General features: G+C 56.9%; 14 protein-coding genes. 7 read left to right on the top strand and 7 right to left on the bottom strand.

Features of this window, described 5'->3' with window-relative positions:
• Window positions 1-159 precede the first annotated feature (159 nt).
• Window positions 160-435: a GNAT family N-acetyltransferase gene (locus H4J77_RS13045; protein ID WP_123888930.1), complete on the bottom strand. Its 276-nt coding sequence runs from the start codon at window positions 433-435 to the stop codon at window positions 160-162.
• 100 nt (window positions 436-535) lie between these two features.
• Complete coding sequence (locus H4J77_RS13040) at window positions 536-1,936, bottom strand: GntP family permease (RefSeq protein WP_123888931.1); 1,401 nt, start codon at window positions 1,934-1,936, stop codon at window positions 536-538.
• Between the two features lie 264 nt (window positions 1,937-2,200).
• Here H4J77_RS13040 and H4J77_RS13035 point away from each other — a divergent pair, with 264 nt between their 5' ends.
• On the top strand, window positions 2,201-2,455 hold the full coding sequence (locus tag H4J77_RS13035) for an Lpp/OprI family alanine-zipper lipoprotein (RefSeq protein ID WP_123888932.1): 255 nt from the start codon (window positions 2,201-2,203) through the stop codon (window positions 2,453-2,455).
• A 26-nt stretch (window positions 2,456-2,481) separates the two neighbouring features.
• Here H4J77_RS13035 and H4J77_RS13030 read toward each other — a convergent pair whose 3' ends face one another.
• From H4J77_RS13030 to H4J77_RS13020, 3 genes are read right to left on the bottom strand one after another with little or no spacing between them, the layout of a single operon-like run.
• Window positions 2,482-3,420, bottom strand: coding sequence for a L,D-transpeptidase family protein (locus tag H4J77_RS13030; RefSeq protein ID WP_182248745.1), 939 nt, complete (start codon window positions 3,418-3,420; stop codon window positions 2,482-2,484).
• Window positions 3,417-3,761, bottom strand: coding sequence for a hypothetical protein (locus H4J77_RS13025; protein WP_123888934.1), 345 nt, complete (start codon window positions 3,759-3,761; stop codon window positions 3,417-3,419). Before H4J77_RS13025 ends, H4J77_RS13030 begins: the two co-directional genes overlap by 4 nt.
• A 27-nt stretch (window positions 3,762-3,788) precedes the next feature.
• Window positions 3,789-4,409, bottom strand: coding sequence for an arylesterase (locus tag H4J77_RS13020; RefSeq protein ID WP_182248743.1), 621 nt, complete (start codon window positions 4,407-4,409; stop codon window positions 3,789-3,791).
• A gap of 13 nt (window positions 4,410-4,422) precedes the next feature.
• Between H4J77_RS13020 and H4J77_RS13015 the strand changes: the two genes are divergently transcribed.
• From H4J77_RS13015 to greB, 3 genes are read left to right on the top strand one after another with little or no spacing between them, the layout of a single operon-like run.
• The gene (locus H4J77_RS13015) at window positions 4,423-5,103 is read left to right on the top strand and encodes an ABC transporter ATP-binding protein (protein ID WP_182248741.1); all 681 of its coding nucleotides are present in this window, start codon (window positions 4,423-4,425) and stop codon (window positions 5,101-5,103) included.
• Window positions 5,104-5,129: 26 nt separating this feature from the next.
• A complete protein-coding gene (locus H4J77_RS13010; protein WP_182248747.1) occupies window positions 5,130-7,601 on the top strand; it encodes an ABC transporter permease in 2,472 nt (823 codons plus the stop codon).
• Window position 7,602: 1 nt separating this feature from the next.
• Complete coding sequence (greB, locus tag H4J77_RS13005; RefSeq protein WP_182248739.1) at window positions 7,603-8,097, top strand: transcription elongation factor GreB; 495 nt, start codon at window positions 7,603-7,605, stop codon at window positions 8,095-8,097.
• On the opposite strand, the gene H4J77_RS13000 is transcribed toward greB, so the two are convergent.
• Together H4J77_RS13000 and H4J77_RS12995 are read right to left on the bottom strand one after the other, a co-directional pair.
• A complete protein-coding gene (locus H4J77_RS13000; RefSeq protein WP_235869654.1) occupies window positions 8,091-9,989 on the bottom strand; it encodes a sodium:proton antiporter in 1,899 nt (632 codons plus the stop codon). The genes greB and H4J77_RS13000 overlap by 7 nt on opposite strands.
• A 127-nt stretch (window positions 9,990-10,116) precedes the next feature.
• A complete protein-coding gene (locus tag H4J77_RS12995; RefSeq protein WP_182248737.1) occupies window positions 10,117-11,067 on the bottom strand; it encodes a glutathione S-transferase family protein in 951 nt (316 codons plus the stop codon).
• 142 nt (window positions 11,068-11,209) lie between these two features.
• On the opposite strand from H4J77_RS12995, the gene H4J77_RS12990 reads away from it, so the two are divergent.
• The 3 genes from H4J77_RS12990 to H4J77_RS12980 are packed head-to-tail and all read left to right on the top strand — an operon-like array spanning window position 11,210 to window position 14,895.
• Window positions 11,210-12,910, top strand: coding sequence for a DEAD/DEAH box helicase (locus tag H4J77_RS12990; RefSeq protein ID WP_182248735.1), 1,701 nt, complete (start codon window positions 11,210-11,212; stop codon window positions 12,908-12,910).
• A gap of 11 nt (window positions 12,911-12,921) precedes the next feature.
• Window positions 12,922-13,719 (top strand): TatD family hydrolase, encoded by a 798-nt coding sequence (locus H4J77_RS12985; RefSeq protein ID WP_123888940.1) that lies wholly within the window; start codon window positions 12,922-12,924, stop codon window positions 13,717-13,719.
• 45 nt (window positions 13,720-13,764) lie between these two features.
• Window positions 13,765-14,895 (top strand): hypothetical protein, encoded by a 1,131-nt coding sequence (locus tag H4J77_RS12980; protein ID WP_182248734.1) that lies wholly within the window; start codon window positions 13,765-13,767, stop codon window positions 14,893-14,895.
• Window positions 14,896-14,996 lie beyond the last annotated feature (101 nt).

Here is a 14,996-nt window from a genome sequence, read left to right as displayed (position 1 = left end):
ACAGGGCAAGAGGATTAGCATTCATAGGGACGGCGGTGAGTCGGTCAGGTTTGTTGTTTTGGCGAACTCAAAACTAACCGGTTTTACCGCCGTCTCCTACTTTTTCACGCTAACCCGCGATGAACCTTTTTTTATGCACGTTTGTTACTGACGCAAGCGTTAATCAGCATTGGCTGATTGACGATCCATGTACCACTCCACATAGGAGCACGATGGCAGCACTGTATAGCCCTCGTCTTCAGCATAACGTAGCGCATGCTCAGTCAGCTTGGCCGCCAGACCTTTGCCACGCAGCGCATTGGGTACAAAGGTACGGTAGATATCGAGGGTTTTCTTGCCTAGGTCCATATAGGCCAGATAAGCCCGAGCACCATCAACAATAACGTAGAACTGCTTGCCTTCCGGATCATGCTGGACGGTGGCGTTCGTATTCATTGTCAGTCTCCCAGGCTGCTGTATGTGCACTACTCAAGTTATCCACTATAGACGTTGCTCGGGCGGAATGATTCCGCCGCGAGCAAAAAATAATCAAGTATCACGCCGGTGGGTTAACCCCAATACCCAAGGCCATCAGCAAACCGATGGACAGCAGGCAGGCAATAACCGGGACCAGTACGGTTACCACAAACAGATCTTTATAGGCCTGTTTGTGGGTCAGCCCCATGATCATCAGGGTTGCAATGACCGCACCGCAATGTGGCAATGAATCCAGACCACCGGCGGCAATAGCCGAAATACGGTGCAGTATCTCTGGCTCAACGCCCATTTCCAGATACTTTGGCGCCAGAGTCTGCATGAAAATCTGCAGGCCACCAGAGGATGAACCGACAATAGCCGACACCACGCTGACAGAGGCAAATACCGACAGCAACGGTGGCATATCGACATTCAGAATCCACTGCGCAAAGTGTGCAAAACCGGGGGTCTGGGTTACCACGCCGCCAAAACCGATCACCGCTGCGGTGTTAAGCAAAGGCATGATGGAGTCATCAGCACCCTGGCCGAAAACTTGCGCGGCGTTACGACGCAGACGCGGGAACAGCACAACGCAGGTCAACGAGCCCAAAATCAGCGCCATGCTCGGCCACACGATCGGCTGCGAGGCACTGAACAGCAACACCTTACCAACCACACTGTCGCCAGCAGACCAGTCCGCCAGACTCAGCAGCAGACGCGGCAGCATGATCACGCCCAAGACGACCACCATCGGCACCATCGCCATCATCCAGGGCGGAGCTTCAGTGGTATTGTCAGCCAACTGCTCCATGCGCAAATCCTGAGCATTCTCGACAAAGCCTTCACCGGTCAGTCGGGCTTTTTTCCACTGATGCTCGACATACCACATACCCAAACCGGCCATCACCAGTGCCGCAAAAATGCCGATCCAACCGCCGGCAAAGAGATCGGTCCCCAGCGAGCTGGCGGCGATAACGTTATGGATGGAGGGTGTGCCCGGCAGTGCGGTCATGGTGAAGGTACCAGCACCAATAGAGGTCGCCGCCACCCACAAACGCTTGGGCAGGTTGGCTTCACGCATCAGGGTAATACCCAGCGGATACATGGTGAATACCACAACAAAGACCACTACACCGCCGTAGGTCAGCAAGGCACAGACGATCATGCCCACCAGCAGCGTATGTTTCACGCCCAGACTGCGGGTAATCGCCATGGCGATACTTTTGGCGGCCTGACTGGTCGCCATGACCTTGCCGAAGATGGCACCACAGAGGAACAGCAGGAAAAATTTACCTGCAAAGGTGAAAGCACCCAAGGCACCAAAGGGATAAAACTCCAGCAGTGTTTGCGAGACCAGAAGCCCATTGGTCAATGCTACTACCAGCGCACAAATCAGAGACGCGATGAAAATATTGATGCCGCGCAACGCCATGTATATCAACAGCGCGAGGCCAACGAGCAAGCCGAGGTTTCCGAGCATGGTCAATCCTTATAGTTATTTGCCTGCGACACATTACCTCACCAGCGTGTCAAAACAAGCAAATACCCCCCGGATTACACAGGTTGATTGGCACTCATAAGGAGGGATTTACGACCTACTGGCTTTCATCCCTGATGTCACCTGCTACTATTAACAGCGCTAGCCAAGAACGCACTGCAAAGGCCCTGAGGAACTCATAATTGAAAGTCGGGTCTTTAGCAGTGCGTTCTTATTAGCAAGGACTTTTATATCAAGGGGAAGTATATGAAAACTGCATTGAAAGTATCTGCTGTAGCTCTCGCCGCCTTACTGGCTGCGGGTTGTAGCAACAACATGGAAAAGGAAATGAGCGCGCGGGTAGCCGCAAATGAAAACGCAACTGCAAGCGCTCAGGCTCGTGCCGATGAAGCCTATCGCAAAGCGACCGAAGCTCTGACTGCCGCTCAACGCGCCCAGCAGACTGCAGACGAAGCAAACGAGCGCGCTATGCGTATGCTCGATCGCGCCAGCCGCAAGTAACACGCTGGACTGCTGCCTGTTCGGCCTTATATCGGCCGAGCAGGTTGTCCAATCACCCCGGGTATACCACTTTCCGCGTAGACCAGATCACGAATAGCCTCCCAGTCCAGCTTGAACCCTCTTACTTTGTCGCTTTGCTCTGCCAATAACGCCTGAATAGCGCCCTGCTTATCCAGCGTCGACGGCATGCCATGTTCATCCAGCGGCGTGTGTACTTCAAGATAGAGCTGACCATCCACTACGCCCAACTTGTAAGGCTGGTTCACGATGGTGACAGTCGCACCTACCGGCACCTGCGGAAACAGCTCAGTGATGTCCTGATTACGCATACGGAAGCAACCGTGACTTACGCGTGTCCCTATGCCGAAGGTTTTATTGGTGCCATGGATAACGTAGCCGCTCATGGCCAGGTTCATTTTGAATGGCCCCATGGGGTTGTCAGGCCCTGGCGGCACCACCGAAGGTAAGGGGTCGCCGTTGGCTGCGTGCTCTTCAAGAATAGACTTGGGGGGATACCAGGATGGATTCTCCTGCTTGCGTAATATGCGCGTCTGCCCCAAGGGCGAAGACCAGCCTTCCCGCCCAATACCTACTGGATAACTGGATACCCGCTCGCCACCCTTGTGGAAATAATACATGCGAAACTCAGGCAGATTGATTACCACGCCATCGTGTTCCGCCACGGGCAAAACGTGCTCACCTGGCAGGATTATCTCAGTCCCCTCGCCCGGCAACCAGGGATCGATACCGGGATTGGCGGCAATCATTTCCAGGTAACCGTAACCCAAATTGCTACCCAGGTCGGCAAAGGTATCTTCATAGTTTGCCCGATGTGTTTGCATCTGCCCAATCACATCCTGTTCAGGACTTTCCAACACATAATCATTGGCCTGAACCATCGTCACCTGAGACACCAGGGTGGCAGCTACAGCCAGTACTGTCAGTGCGGGACGAAAGACACTCATGCATTCACTCCTGGTAGACACATAGTCATGACAATCTGCGGATGCTCATCCTGACCCGGGGCAGCCGCGCGCGGGCGAACAGGCTGCCGCCCCTTGCGCAACTCACCTGCCAGGCTCAGGCAGGCAGGGCAAACCGCCGCCATCACCTGCCGACTCACTTCACGATAAATAGGACGGGACGGTAACAGGTCGCCACACAGGGTACGCTCACGGGGCACATCAAGACGCAAATTGATGTCCACCAGGTGAAGGTGCCAAGGGTCCTTAACAAACAGGTCCTGTTGTTCATCCTGCTCAACAATACACCAGCGCCTGGCAATCCAGGACACACTTACAGCCACACAGACTCTCCTACCAATATGGACAGCTCAGGGCTGCTTAACAAGCCAGTCGCTGATCGGCGGCCAGGCGTTTTTCAAAATTCCGGGTTGCCCCTGGGCGTTGGGGTGAACCCCATCCCCCTGCATCAGTTCGGGTATACCTGCCACGCCCTCCAGCACAAAAGGCACCAGGGCAACCTGCGGTTCGGCGCCAAGAGTGCGATACACCTGTTCAAAGGCCTCGGTATAGCGAACGCCGTAATTAGGCGGAATACGCATACCCAGCAAGATGACATCAGCACCGGCCTGTGCTGAGGCCTCGATCATTGCGGAAAGATTCTGTTGCATTTTATCCGGAGCAAGACCGCGCAAGCCATCATTACCGCCCAGTTCAATGATCACCAGCTCAGGCTCGTGCTGCTGTAACAGCCGCGGCAGGCGGGCCAGCCCGCCCGCAGTGGTATCCCCACTTACCGACGCATTGACCACCGGCACCTCGAACGATTCTTCGCGTAAACGCGCCTCCAACAGACTCACCCAGCCACGCTCAAGTTCCAGACCGAAAGCCGCACTGATACTATCACCCACTATTAGAATGCCCTGCGCAGAGGCAGGCAACGTCACCAGCGACAACAGGATTGCCGCCAGGCAGTTTTTCCAGGGTTTCATCAGGTCAGATACCATGTCAGACAATGTGATTATCGCTCGCCACCTTAGCAAAGTCGTCAACAGCTCGGAAGCCGAGCTGACTATTCTCGACAACGTCAGCCTCAGCATAGAACGCGGCAGCAGTGTCGCCATTCTTGGCGCATCCGGTTCCGGCAAGTCTACCCTGCTCAGCCTGTTGGCGGGACTGGATTTACCCAGTAGTGGCGAAGTCGAGCTGGCTGGCAAAGCGCTCAACCAGTTGGATGAGGATGAGCGCGCCGCCCTGCGTGGTGACCAAGTGGGCTTTGTCTTTCAATCATTTCAGTTGCTGGACAGCCTCACTGCCTTGGAAAACGTCATGCTGCCGCTCGAACTGGCCGGCCGACGCGATGCGCGCAAGCGTGCGAGCGAGCTGCTTGAGCGAGTAGGGCTAGCGGCACGCACCAGCCACTACCCGCAGCAGCTATCCGGCGGCGAGCAACAACGCGTCGCCATCGCCCGCGCCTTCGCCAGCGAGCCCGTCATCCTGTTTGCCGACGAGCCTACCGGTAACCTTGATGCCGCCACCGGCGAGCGTATTACTGACCTCTTGTTTGATCTTAACCTTCAGCAGCAAACCACCCTGGTACTGGTGACGCATGATGCGCGTCTGGCCGCACGCTGCAGTAACACCCTGCAGATGCAGGCAGGAAAACTCATGGAGTCCGGCACGTGAGCAGCTTTAACAGCCCCGCGTTGGCAATGCGCCTGCTGGGCCGCGAGTGGCGCTCGGGTGAGCTCAGGGTGTTAGTGCTGGCATTGCTCATTGCCGTCACCATCAGCACCGCTATCAGCTTTTTTACCAATCGCCTTGAACGCAGCATGACCAGCCGTGCGGCAGAGTTTCTTGGCGCCGACATGGTCATCTCCTCGCGCAGCCCGTTGCCCGACCTTTACGCCCAGCAGGCCAGCGAACAGGGATTACAGACCAGCGCGCAAGTTGGCTTCTCCAGCGTCATGGCGACCGACGTGCAGATGCAGCTGAGCAGCGTCAAGGCAGTTGAAGCCGGTTACCCGCAACGCGGCGAGTTACGGATAACCGACCAGCCGTTCGGCGACGAGCGCAGCACCCAAACCATCCCCGCCCCTGGCGAAATCTGGATTGAACCAAGACTGTTGAACCAGCTCGACCTCAAGGTTGGCGACAGTCTGGACGTGGGCTACGCCACCCTGCGTATCAGCGCACTGGTTACCCATGAGCCGGATCGAGCTGGCGATTTTTACAGCCTGTCGCCCAGCGTACTGATGAATCTCGCGGACTTGCCCGCCACCCGCATCGTGCAACCCGGCAGCCGGGTCACCTATCGACTGCTGCTCAGCGGCGGAGAACAAACGCTGAATAACTACCGCGACTGGCTAGAACCGCGTCTTGAAGTAAATCAGAAGCTAACGACGGTTACCGATGACAACCGCCAGATTGGCAGCGCGCTTGATCGTGCCAACCAGTTCCTGGGGCTTTCCAGTATTGCCGCCGTGGTATTGGCGGGCGTAGCAGTCGCCCTTTCGGCCGGGCGCTTTGCCGTGCGCCACTTTGACGCCAGCGCCCTGCTGCGGTGTATGGGGTTATCGCGGCACCAGGTACTCAAGCTGTTTCTCTATCAATTATTGCTGCTCGGTACATTGGCTACAGCCGCTGGGCTGCTGACGGGCTGGCTGGTGCAGTGGGGCCTGATTGCGTTGCTACGGGATCTGTTGCCGCCAGATCTTCCCGCTCCAGGCCTCAAGCCATTATGGATAGGCGCAGCGACCGGCTTTACTGCACTCATCGGTTTTGCCCTGCCGCCATTACTGCGCCTGGGCCGCGTAGCCCCCTTGCGCGTCTTGCGCCGCGACCTGGCGCCGATGCCCAGCAGCAGCTGGCTAATCTATGGCCTTGCGCTGTTCGCACTCTGCCTGCTGATGTGGCAGTTCACCGGTAACCTCTCGCTAACGCTCTCCATGGTATTTGGCGGCGCGGCTGCAGCGGTTGTGCTAGGAGTGCTGGCCTGGTTGCTACTGCGCAGCTTTGCCGGTCCGCTGGGCCGCGCTGGCCTGGCCTGGCGTTTGGGCAGTGGCGAACTGCTCAAGCAACCCAGCGCTGCAGCCACCCAGATTCTTGCTTTTGGTCTGATCTTCATGAGCATGCTGGTGGTCGTGATTCTGCGCACGGAATTACTCACCACTTGGCAGGATCAACTGCCGCCAGACTCGCCCAACCACTTCGCGCTCAACATACTGCCAGACGAAGCGGAGGCCTTTGCCGCGCAGCTGGAATCCATAGGCGCCTCCAGCGCACCGCTCTATCCGGTCACACCCGGACGCCTGGTCAGCATCAACGAGCAGCCGGTCCGTGAGCAAGTCACCAAAGAGAGTCAGGGGGAACGTGCGATTAACCGCGATCTCAGCCTGACCTGGTCAGCCTATCTGGCGGCGGATAACACGCTGCGTGAGGGTCAATGGTGGGGCGAACAGACCGCTGAAGGCCCACAGGTATCGGTCGAAGCGGATCTCGCTGATAGCCTGGGCATCAAGCTGGGCGATGCGCTTGGCTTTGTCATTGCCGGTCAAACACTGGAAGCCCGCGTCAGCAGCATTCGCAAGGTGGAATGGGATAACTTCACCCCCAACTTCTACATGGTGTTTTCACCCGGCAGCCTGGACAACCTGCCCGCATCGCTACTGACCAGTTTCTATTTGCCAACCAGTGAACGCGACTCTCTGCGGCAATTGACGCGCGCCTTCCCGGCCATGACCTTACTCGAAGTAGAGCCCATCCTTGAGCAGATCCGCAGCATTCTGGCTCAAGTCACCCTGGCGGTAGAGTACGTTCTGGTGTTTGTCCTGTTGGCGGGCCTCACGGTGTTGTTTGCTGCCTTGCAAGCAACCCTCGACCAGCGCCTGTACCAGGGCGCCCTGCTGCGCACTCTGGGCGCCAAGAAAGCACTCCTGCGCCGTGCCAACTGGCTGGAGTTCAGCCTGCTTGGCCTGCTGTCCGGCCTGATGGCCGTGGTTGCCAGTGAGTTGGCCACCTGGGCCTTGTATCGCTTTGCACTGGATCTGCAATGGCAGCCGCACCTCTTGTTCTGGCTGCTAACGCCGCTTTGCGCGGCGCTACTGATTGGATTTGCCGGTGCGCTGGGCACGCGTGCCGTGGTAAACCAAAGCCCGATGCGGCTGATCAACCGGAGCCAATGACATGAGTCGCTATCGCCCACCGCGCAGCGCGGGCACGCCGCTGATAACCGCTTCCGGCGCGCAACGCTTGCGTGACGAACTGGACGAGCTCTGGCGGGTCAAGCGGCCGGCGGTTACTCAGTCAGTCAGCGAAGCGGCTGCCCTGGGTGATCGGTCGGAGAATGCCGAGTACATCTACGGCAAGAAGATGCTGCGAGAAATCGACAGCCGCGTACGTTTTTTACGCAAGCGACTGGAAGCACTGAAAGTAGTAGACCAACCACCCAGCGACCCAACAAAGATCTATTTCAGCGCCTATGTTGAGCTGGAGGACGAAGATGGCAAAGCACTGTGCGTGCGCATTGTTGGCCCCGACGAAATAGACCCCAAACAGCAACACATCAGTATCGATAGTCCCATGGCCCGGGCACTACTGGGCAAAACACTGGACGATGAAATCTGCGTACAGGCACCCGGTGGTGAGCGCCTGTACTGGGTAACAGCCATTCGCTATTGAGCGTCGGGCAGCTGAGGCTTAACCTCCTGCTCGCTGCGCTCCTGTTCGCGCTTGGCAACCGCGACCACATCAGCTGCCTTTTCATCCTGCGCTGTCGCCAGATAGATCAGTGTCCAGCCCGCCTCCGGCACCAACTCCAAGCCAGGACTGAGCACCCGCAAGCGGCGCTCCGGCGTAAGCGCCAACAGCGCGATACGATTTTTGCCCGCGTCTTCCTGCCACTTTTCATAGCTGAAACCTTCACTCAGCGTGGTCGCTTTGAAGCGTGCGCCCTGACTGATGAGGCTCGACAGCTTACCGAACGTTAAGCCTTCCTCGCCAAAGGGAAGCCCTTCGTGCTTGGACGAAATCTGCATGCGTTCGTTGGTGCCGGCCCGCTCGTTGCGCACCGTGAAAATACGGTGGGCCGGGAAGTCACGACGAAAATGCTGGTTGAGCAAGGCGTTCCATTCGCGTTCAGGCGTTAGCGTCAAGAGCGTACCCAGCCCGGCCAGATCCAGATTGCTATCGACTGTCGCAGACAGCGGATTACCACGCAAAGTGCGCAGCCCCTTCATGCGCGCCTGGCGAACCGAATCCCAATGCGTATCGACTACCAACAGGGGCACCTCAAGACGCTGCAGTACCTCACCCAGTGCCCTGGACACCTGGTTAGCGCCAATTAGTAGAATGCCGCGGCGCTCTGGCTCGGTTACTTTCAGCAAGCCAGCGATCGAGCGCGCCGTGGCACTCTGGAATACCACGGTGCCGATAATGACAGCAAAGGTTAGCGCGCTGACCAGCGCAGCATCTTCGTAGCCAGACTGCTCCAGCCGTAACGCAAACAAGGCGGACACCGCTGCCGCCACAATGCCGCGCGGTCCGACCCAGGCGACCATAGCGCGCTCCTGCCAACTCAGCTCGCTACCGATACTGCTGATCCATACCGCCAACGGGCGCGCTACAAACTGAATCACGGCCAGCAACGCCAACGCAGGCAAACCCAACGCCAACAAGGCATCCAGATCAAGCCGTGCAGCCAGCAGGATAAATAATCCCGAGATGAGCAGTACTGACAGGTGCTCCTTGAACACCAGAATTTCTTCGATATCGATACCCTTGGCGTTCGCCAGCCAGATACCCATGATAGTCACGGTCAACAAACCTGATTCATGGGCGATCTCGTTGGATACCGAGAACATCACCAACACCAACGCCAGTGATGCCAGCACTTCGAGGTACTCGGGCACCCAACGCCTGCGCATCGCTGTTGCCATCAGGAAGCCACCCAGAATACCGGCGATTGCGCCAACACCGATGACCTCAACGAAGATCAACAAACTGGCCATAAAACCGTTGTGTCCGGCCGCCTGCGAAACAATCCATTCGTACACCAACACCGCCAGCAGCGCGCCGATCGGGTCGATCAGAATACCTTCCCAGCGCAAGACTTTAGATATCCGCGGCGTAGCGCGCAGCGTGCGCAACATGGGCACGACAACGGTCGGCCCGGTAACAACTACCAAGGCGCCAAACAAGGCAGACAAGGCCACATCAAGACCGATCAACCAGTAGCAGGCCAGACTGATGACGCCCCAGGTCACCAGTGCCCCTACTGTGACCAACTTGCGCACGACCGGGCCGGTTTCTTTTAACTGCTCGAATTTGAGCGTCAGGCTGCCTTCAAACAGAATTAATGCGACACAGAGGGAAACAATGGGGAACAGCAGGTCGCCCAGAAACTCATCCGGCTTGATCACCCCGAGCACGGGGCCAACGACAATACCGATGAGCAACAGGAAAAGAATTGCCGGCAAGCGCAAGCGCCAGGCCATCAGTTGACAGATTAAGCTGACCAGGGCGATACCCGCCAACGTCAGGGCTGGCGGGATCTGGCTTGCTAGGTCACTCACGGCACCTCCAGGTTACAGTCATAGGATACGGGCATATCGTTTTTTGTATTCAGCGCAAATCGCACATCACCCCGCCAATACGGCACGCGGCGCGACATCTTAGCAGCCCGCGCGGCGCATGCCAGCGCTAGTTTTTTGCTGGCAGGTGTTCTCTACCGTGCGGCTGACGCAGGTCCTGCCCTGCTCCCAACGGGACGATACGCGTCGGGTTAATAGTGTCGTGACTGTAATAATAGTGCTGTTTGATGTGGTCGAAACTGACCGTTTCGGCAATGCCAGACCACTGATAAAGCTCGCGCAGGTAGCCTGACAAATGCGGATAGTCCTGAATGCGACGGATGTTGCACTTGAAGTGTCCGTGATAAACCGGATCAAACCGCACCAGCGTGGTAAAGAGTCGCCAGTCGGCTTCGGTAATGCGCTCGCCGGTCAGATAGCGCCGCGTAGCCAGTAGTTCCTCAACCCAGTCCAGCGCAGCAAACAGGGCCAGACACGCTTTCTCATAGGCCTGCTGCTTGGTGGCGAAGCCAGCCTTGTAAACGCCGTTATTGATGTCGTGATATACCCGCTCGTTGATGCGATCGATCTCTTCGCGGAGCAGCTCTGGATAATAATCGTCGGTATTGCCCGTCAGCGTATTAAAGGCGCTGTTGAATATCCGCAATATTTCCGCCGATTCATTATTAACGATAGATTCAGTCTGCTTATCCCAGAGTACCGGTACCGTGACGCGGCCAGTATAATTGGGCTTATCTCGCGTATAGAGTTGATGATGATGCGCAAAGCCATACAATGGCTCTGGCGGGTCATAACGCCAGCCACCTTCAAGCATATGTGGATGACTGACCGTCACATCAATGTGTTGCTCCAGCCCCTTGAGCTTGCGCATGATCAGGGTGCGGTGCGCCCAGGGGCAGGCAAGGGATACATAAAGATGATAGCGACCTGACTCGGGGGGGTGACGCATGCCTTCCCCAACCTGCTCACGAAACCCCGCATCCTCGCGCTTGAATGCACCGCCGGTCGACTCTGTGTCATACCACTCATCGTGCCAATGCCCCTCTACCAAGCGCCCCATAAGCCCATCCTCTATGCTGAAATCAGCTATTAGCCTGCCACTTCATCAGAACAATGAACAGAGGAACAAAAAAGGCTTCGGCAATTTATCGATAAACCGCGTATACTGGCCTATTACATATCCCCCAAGGTTTACTTCACGTATGTCCGATACCGCTCCGGCGGCCAAGCAGTTTGCCGAACTTGGCTTACCTGCTCCGCTTCTCGAGGCCCTAAACAGCCTCGGATATGAAACACCCTCCCCCATCCAGGCCGAGGCCATCCCCACACTTCTAAGCGGCGATGACCTGCTAGGTCTGGCGCAAACCGGTACAGGCAAGACTGCCGCCTTTGCCTTGCCTGTACTGGCTGGAATTGATGTCAGCCTGCGTGCAACCCAAGCGCTGATCCTGACACCAACGCGCGAACTGGCGTTGCAAGTTGCAGAAGCGTTCCAGCGCTACGCGCAGAACATGCGCGGCTTTTCCGTTCTGGCTCTTTACGGCGGCTCACCTTTTGCCCCGCAGTTCAAGGCACTGGAGCGCGGCGCGCATGTTGTCGTTGCCACCCCAGGACGCCTGACTGACCACCTGCGTCGTCGCAGCCTGAAATTGCAGGACCTGCGCTTTTTGGTTCTAGATGAAGCCGACGAAATGCTCAAGATGGGCTTTGCCGACGATCTGGAAGCCGTGTTTGAAGAGGTTCCTGAGAAGACGCAGAAGGCGCTGTTCTCAGCCACGATGCCACCAGCCGTGCGCACCGTTGCCCGCAAGCACATGAAAGATCCCAAGGAAATCCGCCTGCACAGCGGTTCCAGCAGCAGCCTGGACACCATTACCCAGAAAGTATGGGAGGTGTCCAATCATCACAAGCTCGACGCCATGACGCGCCTGCTCGAAGTTGAGCCGGTCGAAGCCATGATCGTTTTCGTGCGCACCAAGACCGCCAGCCTTGAGCTTGCCGAGCGCTTGGAAGCACGAGGCTTTGCTGCCGCCGCGTTGAATGGTGATCTTAGCCAGCAGCTGCGTGAGCAAGTGGTTGACCGCATCAAGCGTGGCTTGATCGACATCATTGTCGCCACTGACGTAGCGGCACGCGGCCTGGACGTAGAGCGCATCACTCACGTGCTCAATTACGACCTGCCGCACGACAGCGAAAGCTACGTGCACCGTATTGGTCGTACCGGCCGAGCCGGCCGTCAGGGTACTGCCATTCTGTTTGCTACGCCGCGTGAGCGTCGTCTGCTGCATGTTCTGGAAAAAGCGACCGGTCAGAAGATTGAGCCACAAGCACTGCCAACGGCTGACGCAGTGCGCAGCGGTCGCTTGAGCAAGCTGGCCACACGTCTAAACACGGCTCGTGAAAACGCCAACGTGTTGCATCAGCAACTGGTTACTGACCTGCAGGAACTGACTAGCCTTGACTCGACCGAACTGGCAGCTGCCTTGCTGTCAATTCTGCCAAGCGCCAAGGCCCTGCTCGAGCCTGTTTCCGAGCTGCCGAGCGCACCTGCACGCCAAGAGAACCAGTTTGACCGCGACAGCGGCCTGACTCGTTACAAGGTTCAAGGTGGCCGCAAGAGCGGGCTGATGCCCAAGCCTCTGGTTGATGTGCTGGTCAAGGTTGGCAAGCTACAACGTCAGCAAATTGGTCATATCAAGATGTTCCCCGAGCATACCGGCGTATACCTGCCCCAGCTCGATCAGGACATCCTGAACCGATTGGCTAGCGCCGAGATCAATGGCGTGCCGCTGCAAATTCGTGCCTGGCCACTACCGCCCGGCGAGGTTGAATCTCGTCCGGCGCGCAAGCCCAAGCGTGATTTTCCCAGCAAGCCTCGTGCGGCCAAGCCACGCAAGGACTAAGCCGTAGCGCCATGGATTGGATTGATATTGGCGTCAACCTGACTGACAAGGCCTTCATCAAGGACCGCTCTGCTGTATTGGAGCGGGCCTGGAAGGCTGGCATCAGCCAGATGCTGCTGACCACTACCTCGCTCGATCATGCCGACCAGGTCATCGAGTACTGCTCTGAATTTCCCCAACGCCTGTTTGCTACTGCTGGCGTGCATCCGCATGGGGCAAAACAATGGCAGGCTGATAGCAATCAACAGTTGAAACGTCTCAGCGCCGACCCTGCGGTCAAAGCGATCGGTGAATGCGGATTGGATTTCAACCGCGACTTCTCTCCCCGCAATGCACAAATCAAAGCCCTGGAAGACCAACTGAGCATCGCCGCCGAAAGCCGCTTGCCGGTCTTTTTGCACGAGCGCGACGCCAGCGAGACATTTGTTGCCGTGCTGCGCGACTTTCGTGACCAACTCAGTGGCGCCGTGGTGCACTGCTTTACGGCTGACCAGAAAGCGCTCTACGCCTATCTCGACCTTGATTTGCACATTGGTATAACCGGATGGATTTGCGACGAACGGCGTGGCACTCATTTGCACCCGCTAATGCGTGATATTCCGGCGGGTCGATTGATGCTTGAAACCGACGCCCCCTGGCTACTGCCGCGCAGTATGGCGGATAAACCCAAGAACCGTCGTAACGAGCCCGCCTTTTTGCTGGAAGTCGCTCAGTGCGTGGCACAATGCCGTGGCGAGTCATTACAGCAACTGGCAAGCCATACCAGCGAAACAGCGCGTACCCTGTTTGACCTGCCAACGCCTGAGTAATGGTCTATATTGGCCTATACGGTCAAGCAGAAACACAGGGCACCGATGCCGCAAAATCCCGCACCCAGATCTGCCAAAAGGCCGTTTCGCCTGTCAGCGCTGATCACCCTTACTACGCTCCTCTTGACCGGCACGTTGCTGACGCTATTTCAATACCATCAACTCTCCCGCGTGATGCTATCGACCAGCGCTGAGCTGTTCGAGCGACTGAATGTTCAAGTAGAAACCCAGCTCAAGATTCTCTACCAACCGCCTAGCCAGAGCCTTAATCTCCTCAGCCTGGGCGACCTGGCGAAAACCCGGGAGCTGTCAGAGCGCCTGCCGCATTTGCCATCTTTTGCTCAGGTGCTGCAGGACAACCCCCAACTAAACTCGGTATACGTTGGCTGGCCTGACGGCGACTATCTGATGCTGCGCCCACTGCTGGCGGCTGATAATCAAAACCGCTTCGATGCGCCCGAGCAAGCGAGCTTGATGGCTTGGCATGTGCAGAACGAGAACGGAGAGCGCAGCGTCACCTTTCTGTTTATGAGTCAGCAACTCTCTATCATTGAAGCGCGCCTAATGGCAGATGACGGCTTCGATCCACGCAAACGCCCCTGGTACATTCAGGCACAAAAAGCTGACGAACAGATAGCAACGCTGCCCTATAGCTTTTTCTCAACCCGCCAGTTTGGCAGTACCTTGGCCAAACGCGCGCCCAACGGAGCAGTTTTTGGCGCAGACCTCACCCTGGGCATGCTATCAAAAACACTGCATGAACAGAGAATCACCCCTTCATCAAAACTGCTGATTTATAGCGGCGATGGCACCGTCATTGCGTATCAGGATATACAGCGGCTGCAACATACCGCGCAGGCAAATGATCTAAGCCTGAAACGCTTCAATCAACTGGGTAGCACGCTATTAGCTGCCCTGGCGATGGATGGCTACCGACAGGAACGGCGGATTACCCGTGAGCTCGAGGGGCGGAACTGGATCATTCAGCAACAGCGCATTGGCCTGCGCGGCATACAAGATACTTACCTGGCTGTACTGGTGCCGGAAGATGAACTACTTGCCGACGCCTATCGAATCCGCAGCCAAAGTATCTGGCTCTCAGTAGCGATCTTTCTGGTTTTGCTGCCCATTTTATGGTTCGCTGGACGCTTGCGTCGCCAACCAGACTTTAAATAGAGTCAACATAACAATTTACTTTAAGTACTTGGCGTAAGCGGCTATTTGAGTAATTATGTTTCCATAATGGAATGAAAGGGAACATAACCGCTTTCAGCCAC

The organism is Pseudomonas sp. 5Ae-yellow (assembly GCF_014077575.1).
GTDB lineage: Bacteria > Pseudomonadota > Gammaproteobacteria > Pseudomonadales > Pseudomonadaceae > Halopseudomonas > Halopseudomonas neustonica.
The sequence above is the reverse complement of the archived record's forward strand: the minus strand, read 5'-3'. Positions and strand labels throughout refer to the sequence as shown.

Excerpts from the sequence above, each read along its gene's own strand:
- H4J77_RS12990 (WP_182248735.1), top strand. The coding sequence starts at position 11,210 with ATGTCCGATACCGCTCCGGCGGCCAAGCAGTTTGCCGAACTTGGCTTA.
- H4J77_RS13045 (WP_123888930.1), bottom strand. The coding sequence starts at position 435 with ATGAATACGAACGCCACCGTCCAGCATGATCCGGAAGGCAAGCAGTTC.
- H4J77_RS13020 (WP_182248743.1), bottom strand. The coding sequence starts at position 4,409 with ATGAAACCCTGGAAAAACTGCCTGGCGGCAATCCTGTTGTCGCTGGTG.
- H4J77_RS12980 (WP_182248734.1), top strand. The coding sequence starts at position 13,765 with ATGCCGCAAAATCCCGCACCCAGATCTGCCAAAAGGCCGTTTCGCCTG.
- H4J77_RS12995 (WP_182248737.1), bottom strand. The coding sequence starts at position 11,067 with ATGGGGCGCTTGGTAGAGGGGCATTGGCACGATGAGTGGTATGACACA.
- H4J77_RS13030 (WP_182248745.1), bottom strand. The coding sequence starts at position 3,420 with ATGAGTGTCTTTCGTCCCGCACTGACAGTACTGGCTGTAGCTGCCACC.
- H4J77_RS13010 (WP_182248747.1), top strand. The coding sequence starts at position 5,130 with ATGCGCCTGCTGGGCCGCGAGTGGCGCTCGGGTGAGCTCAGGGTGTTA.
- greB (WP_182248739.1), top strand. The coding sequence starts at position 7,603 with ATGAGTCGCTATCGCCCACCGCGCAGCGCGGGCACGCCGCTGATAACC.
- H4J77_RS12985 (WP_123888940.1), top strand. The coding sequence starts at position 12,922 with ATGGATTGGATTGATATTGGCGTCAACCTGACTGACAAGGCCTTCATC.
- H4J77_RS13015 (WP_182248741.1), top strand. The coding sequence starts at position 4,423 with ATGTCAGACAATGTGATTATCGCTCGCCACCTTAGCAAAGTCGTCAAC.
- H4J77_RS13035 (WP_123888932.1), top strand. The coding sequence starts at position 2,201 with ATGAAAACTGCATTGAAAGTATCTGCTGTAGCTCTCGCCGCCTTACTG.
- H4J77_RS13040 (WP_123888931.1), bottom strand. The coding sequence starts at position 1,936 with ATGCTCGGAAACCTCGGCTTGCTCGTTGGCCTCGCGCTGTTGATATAC.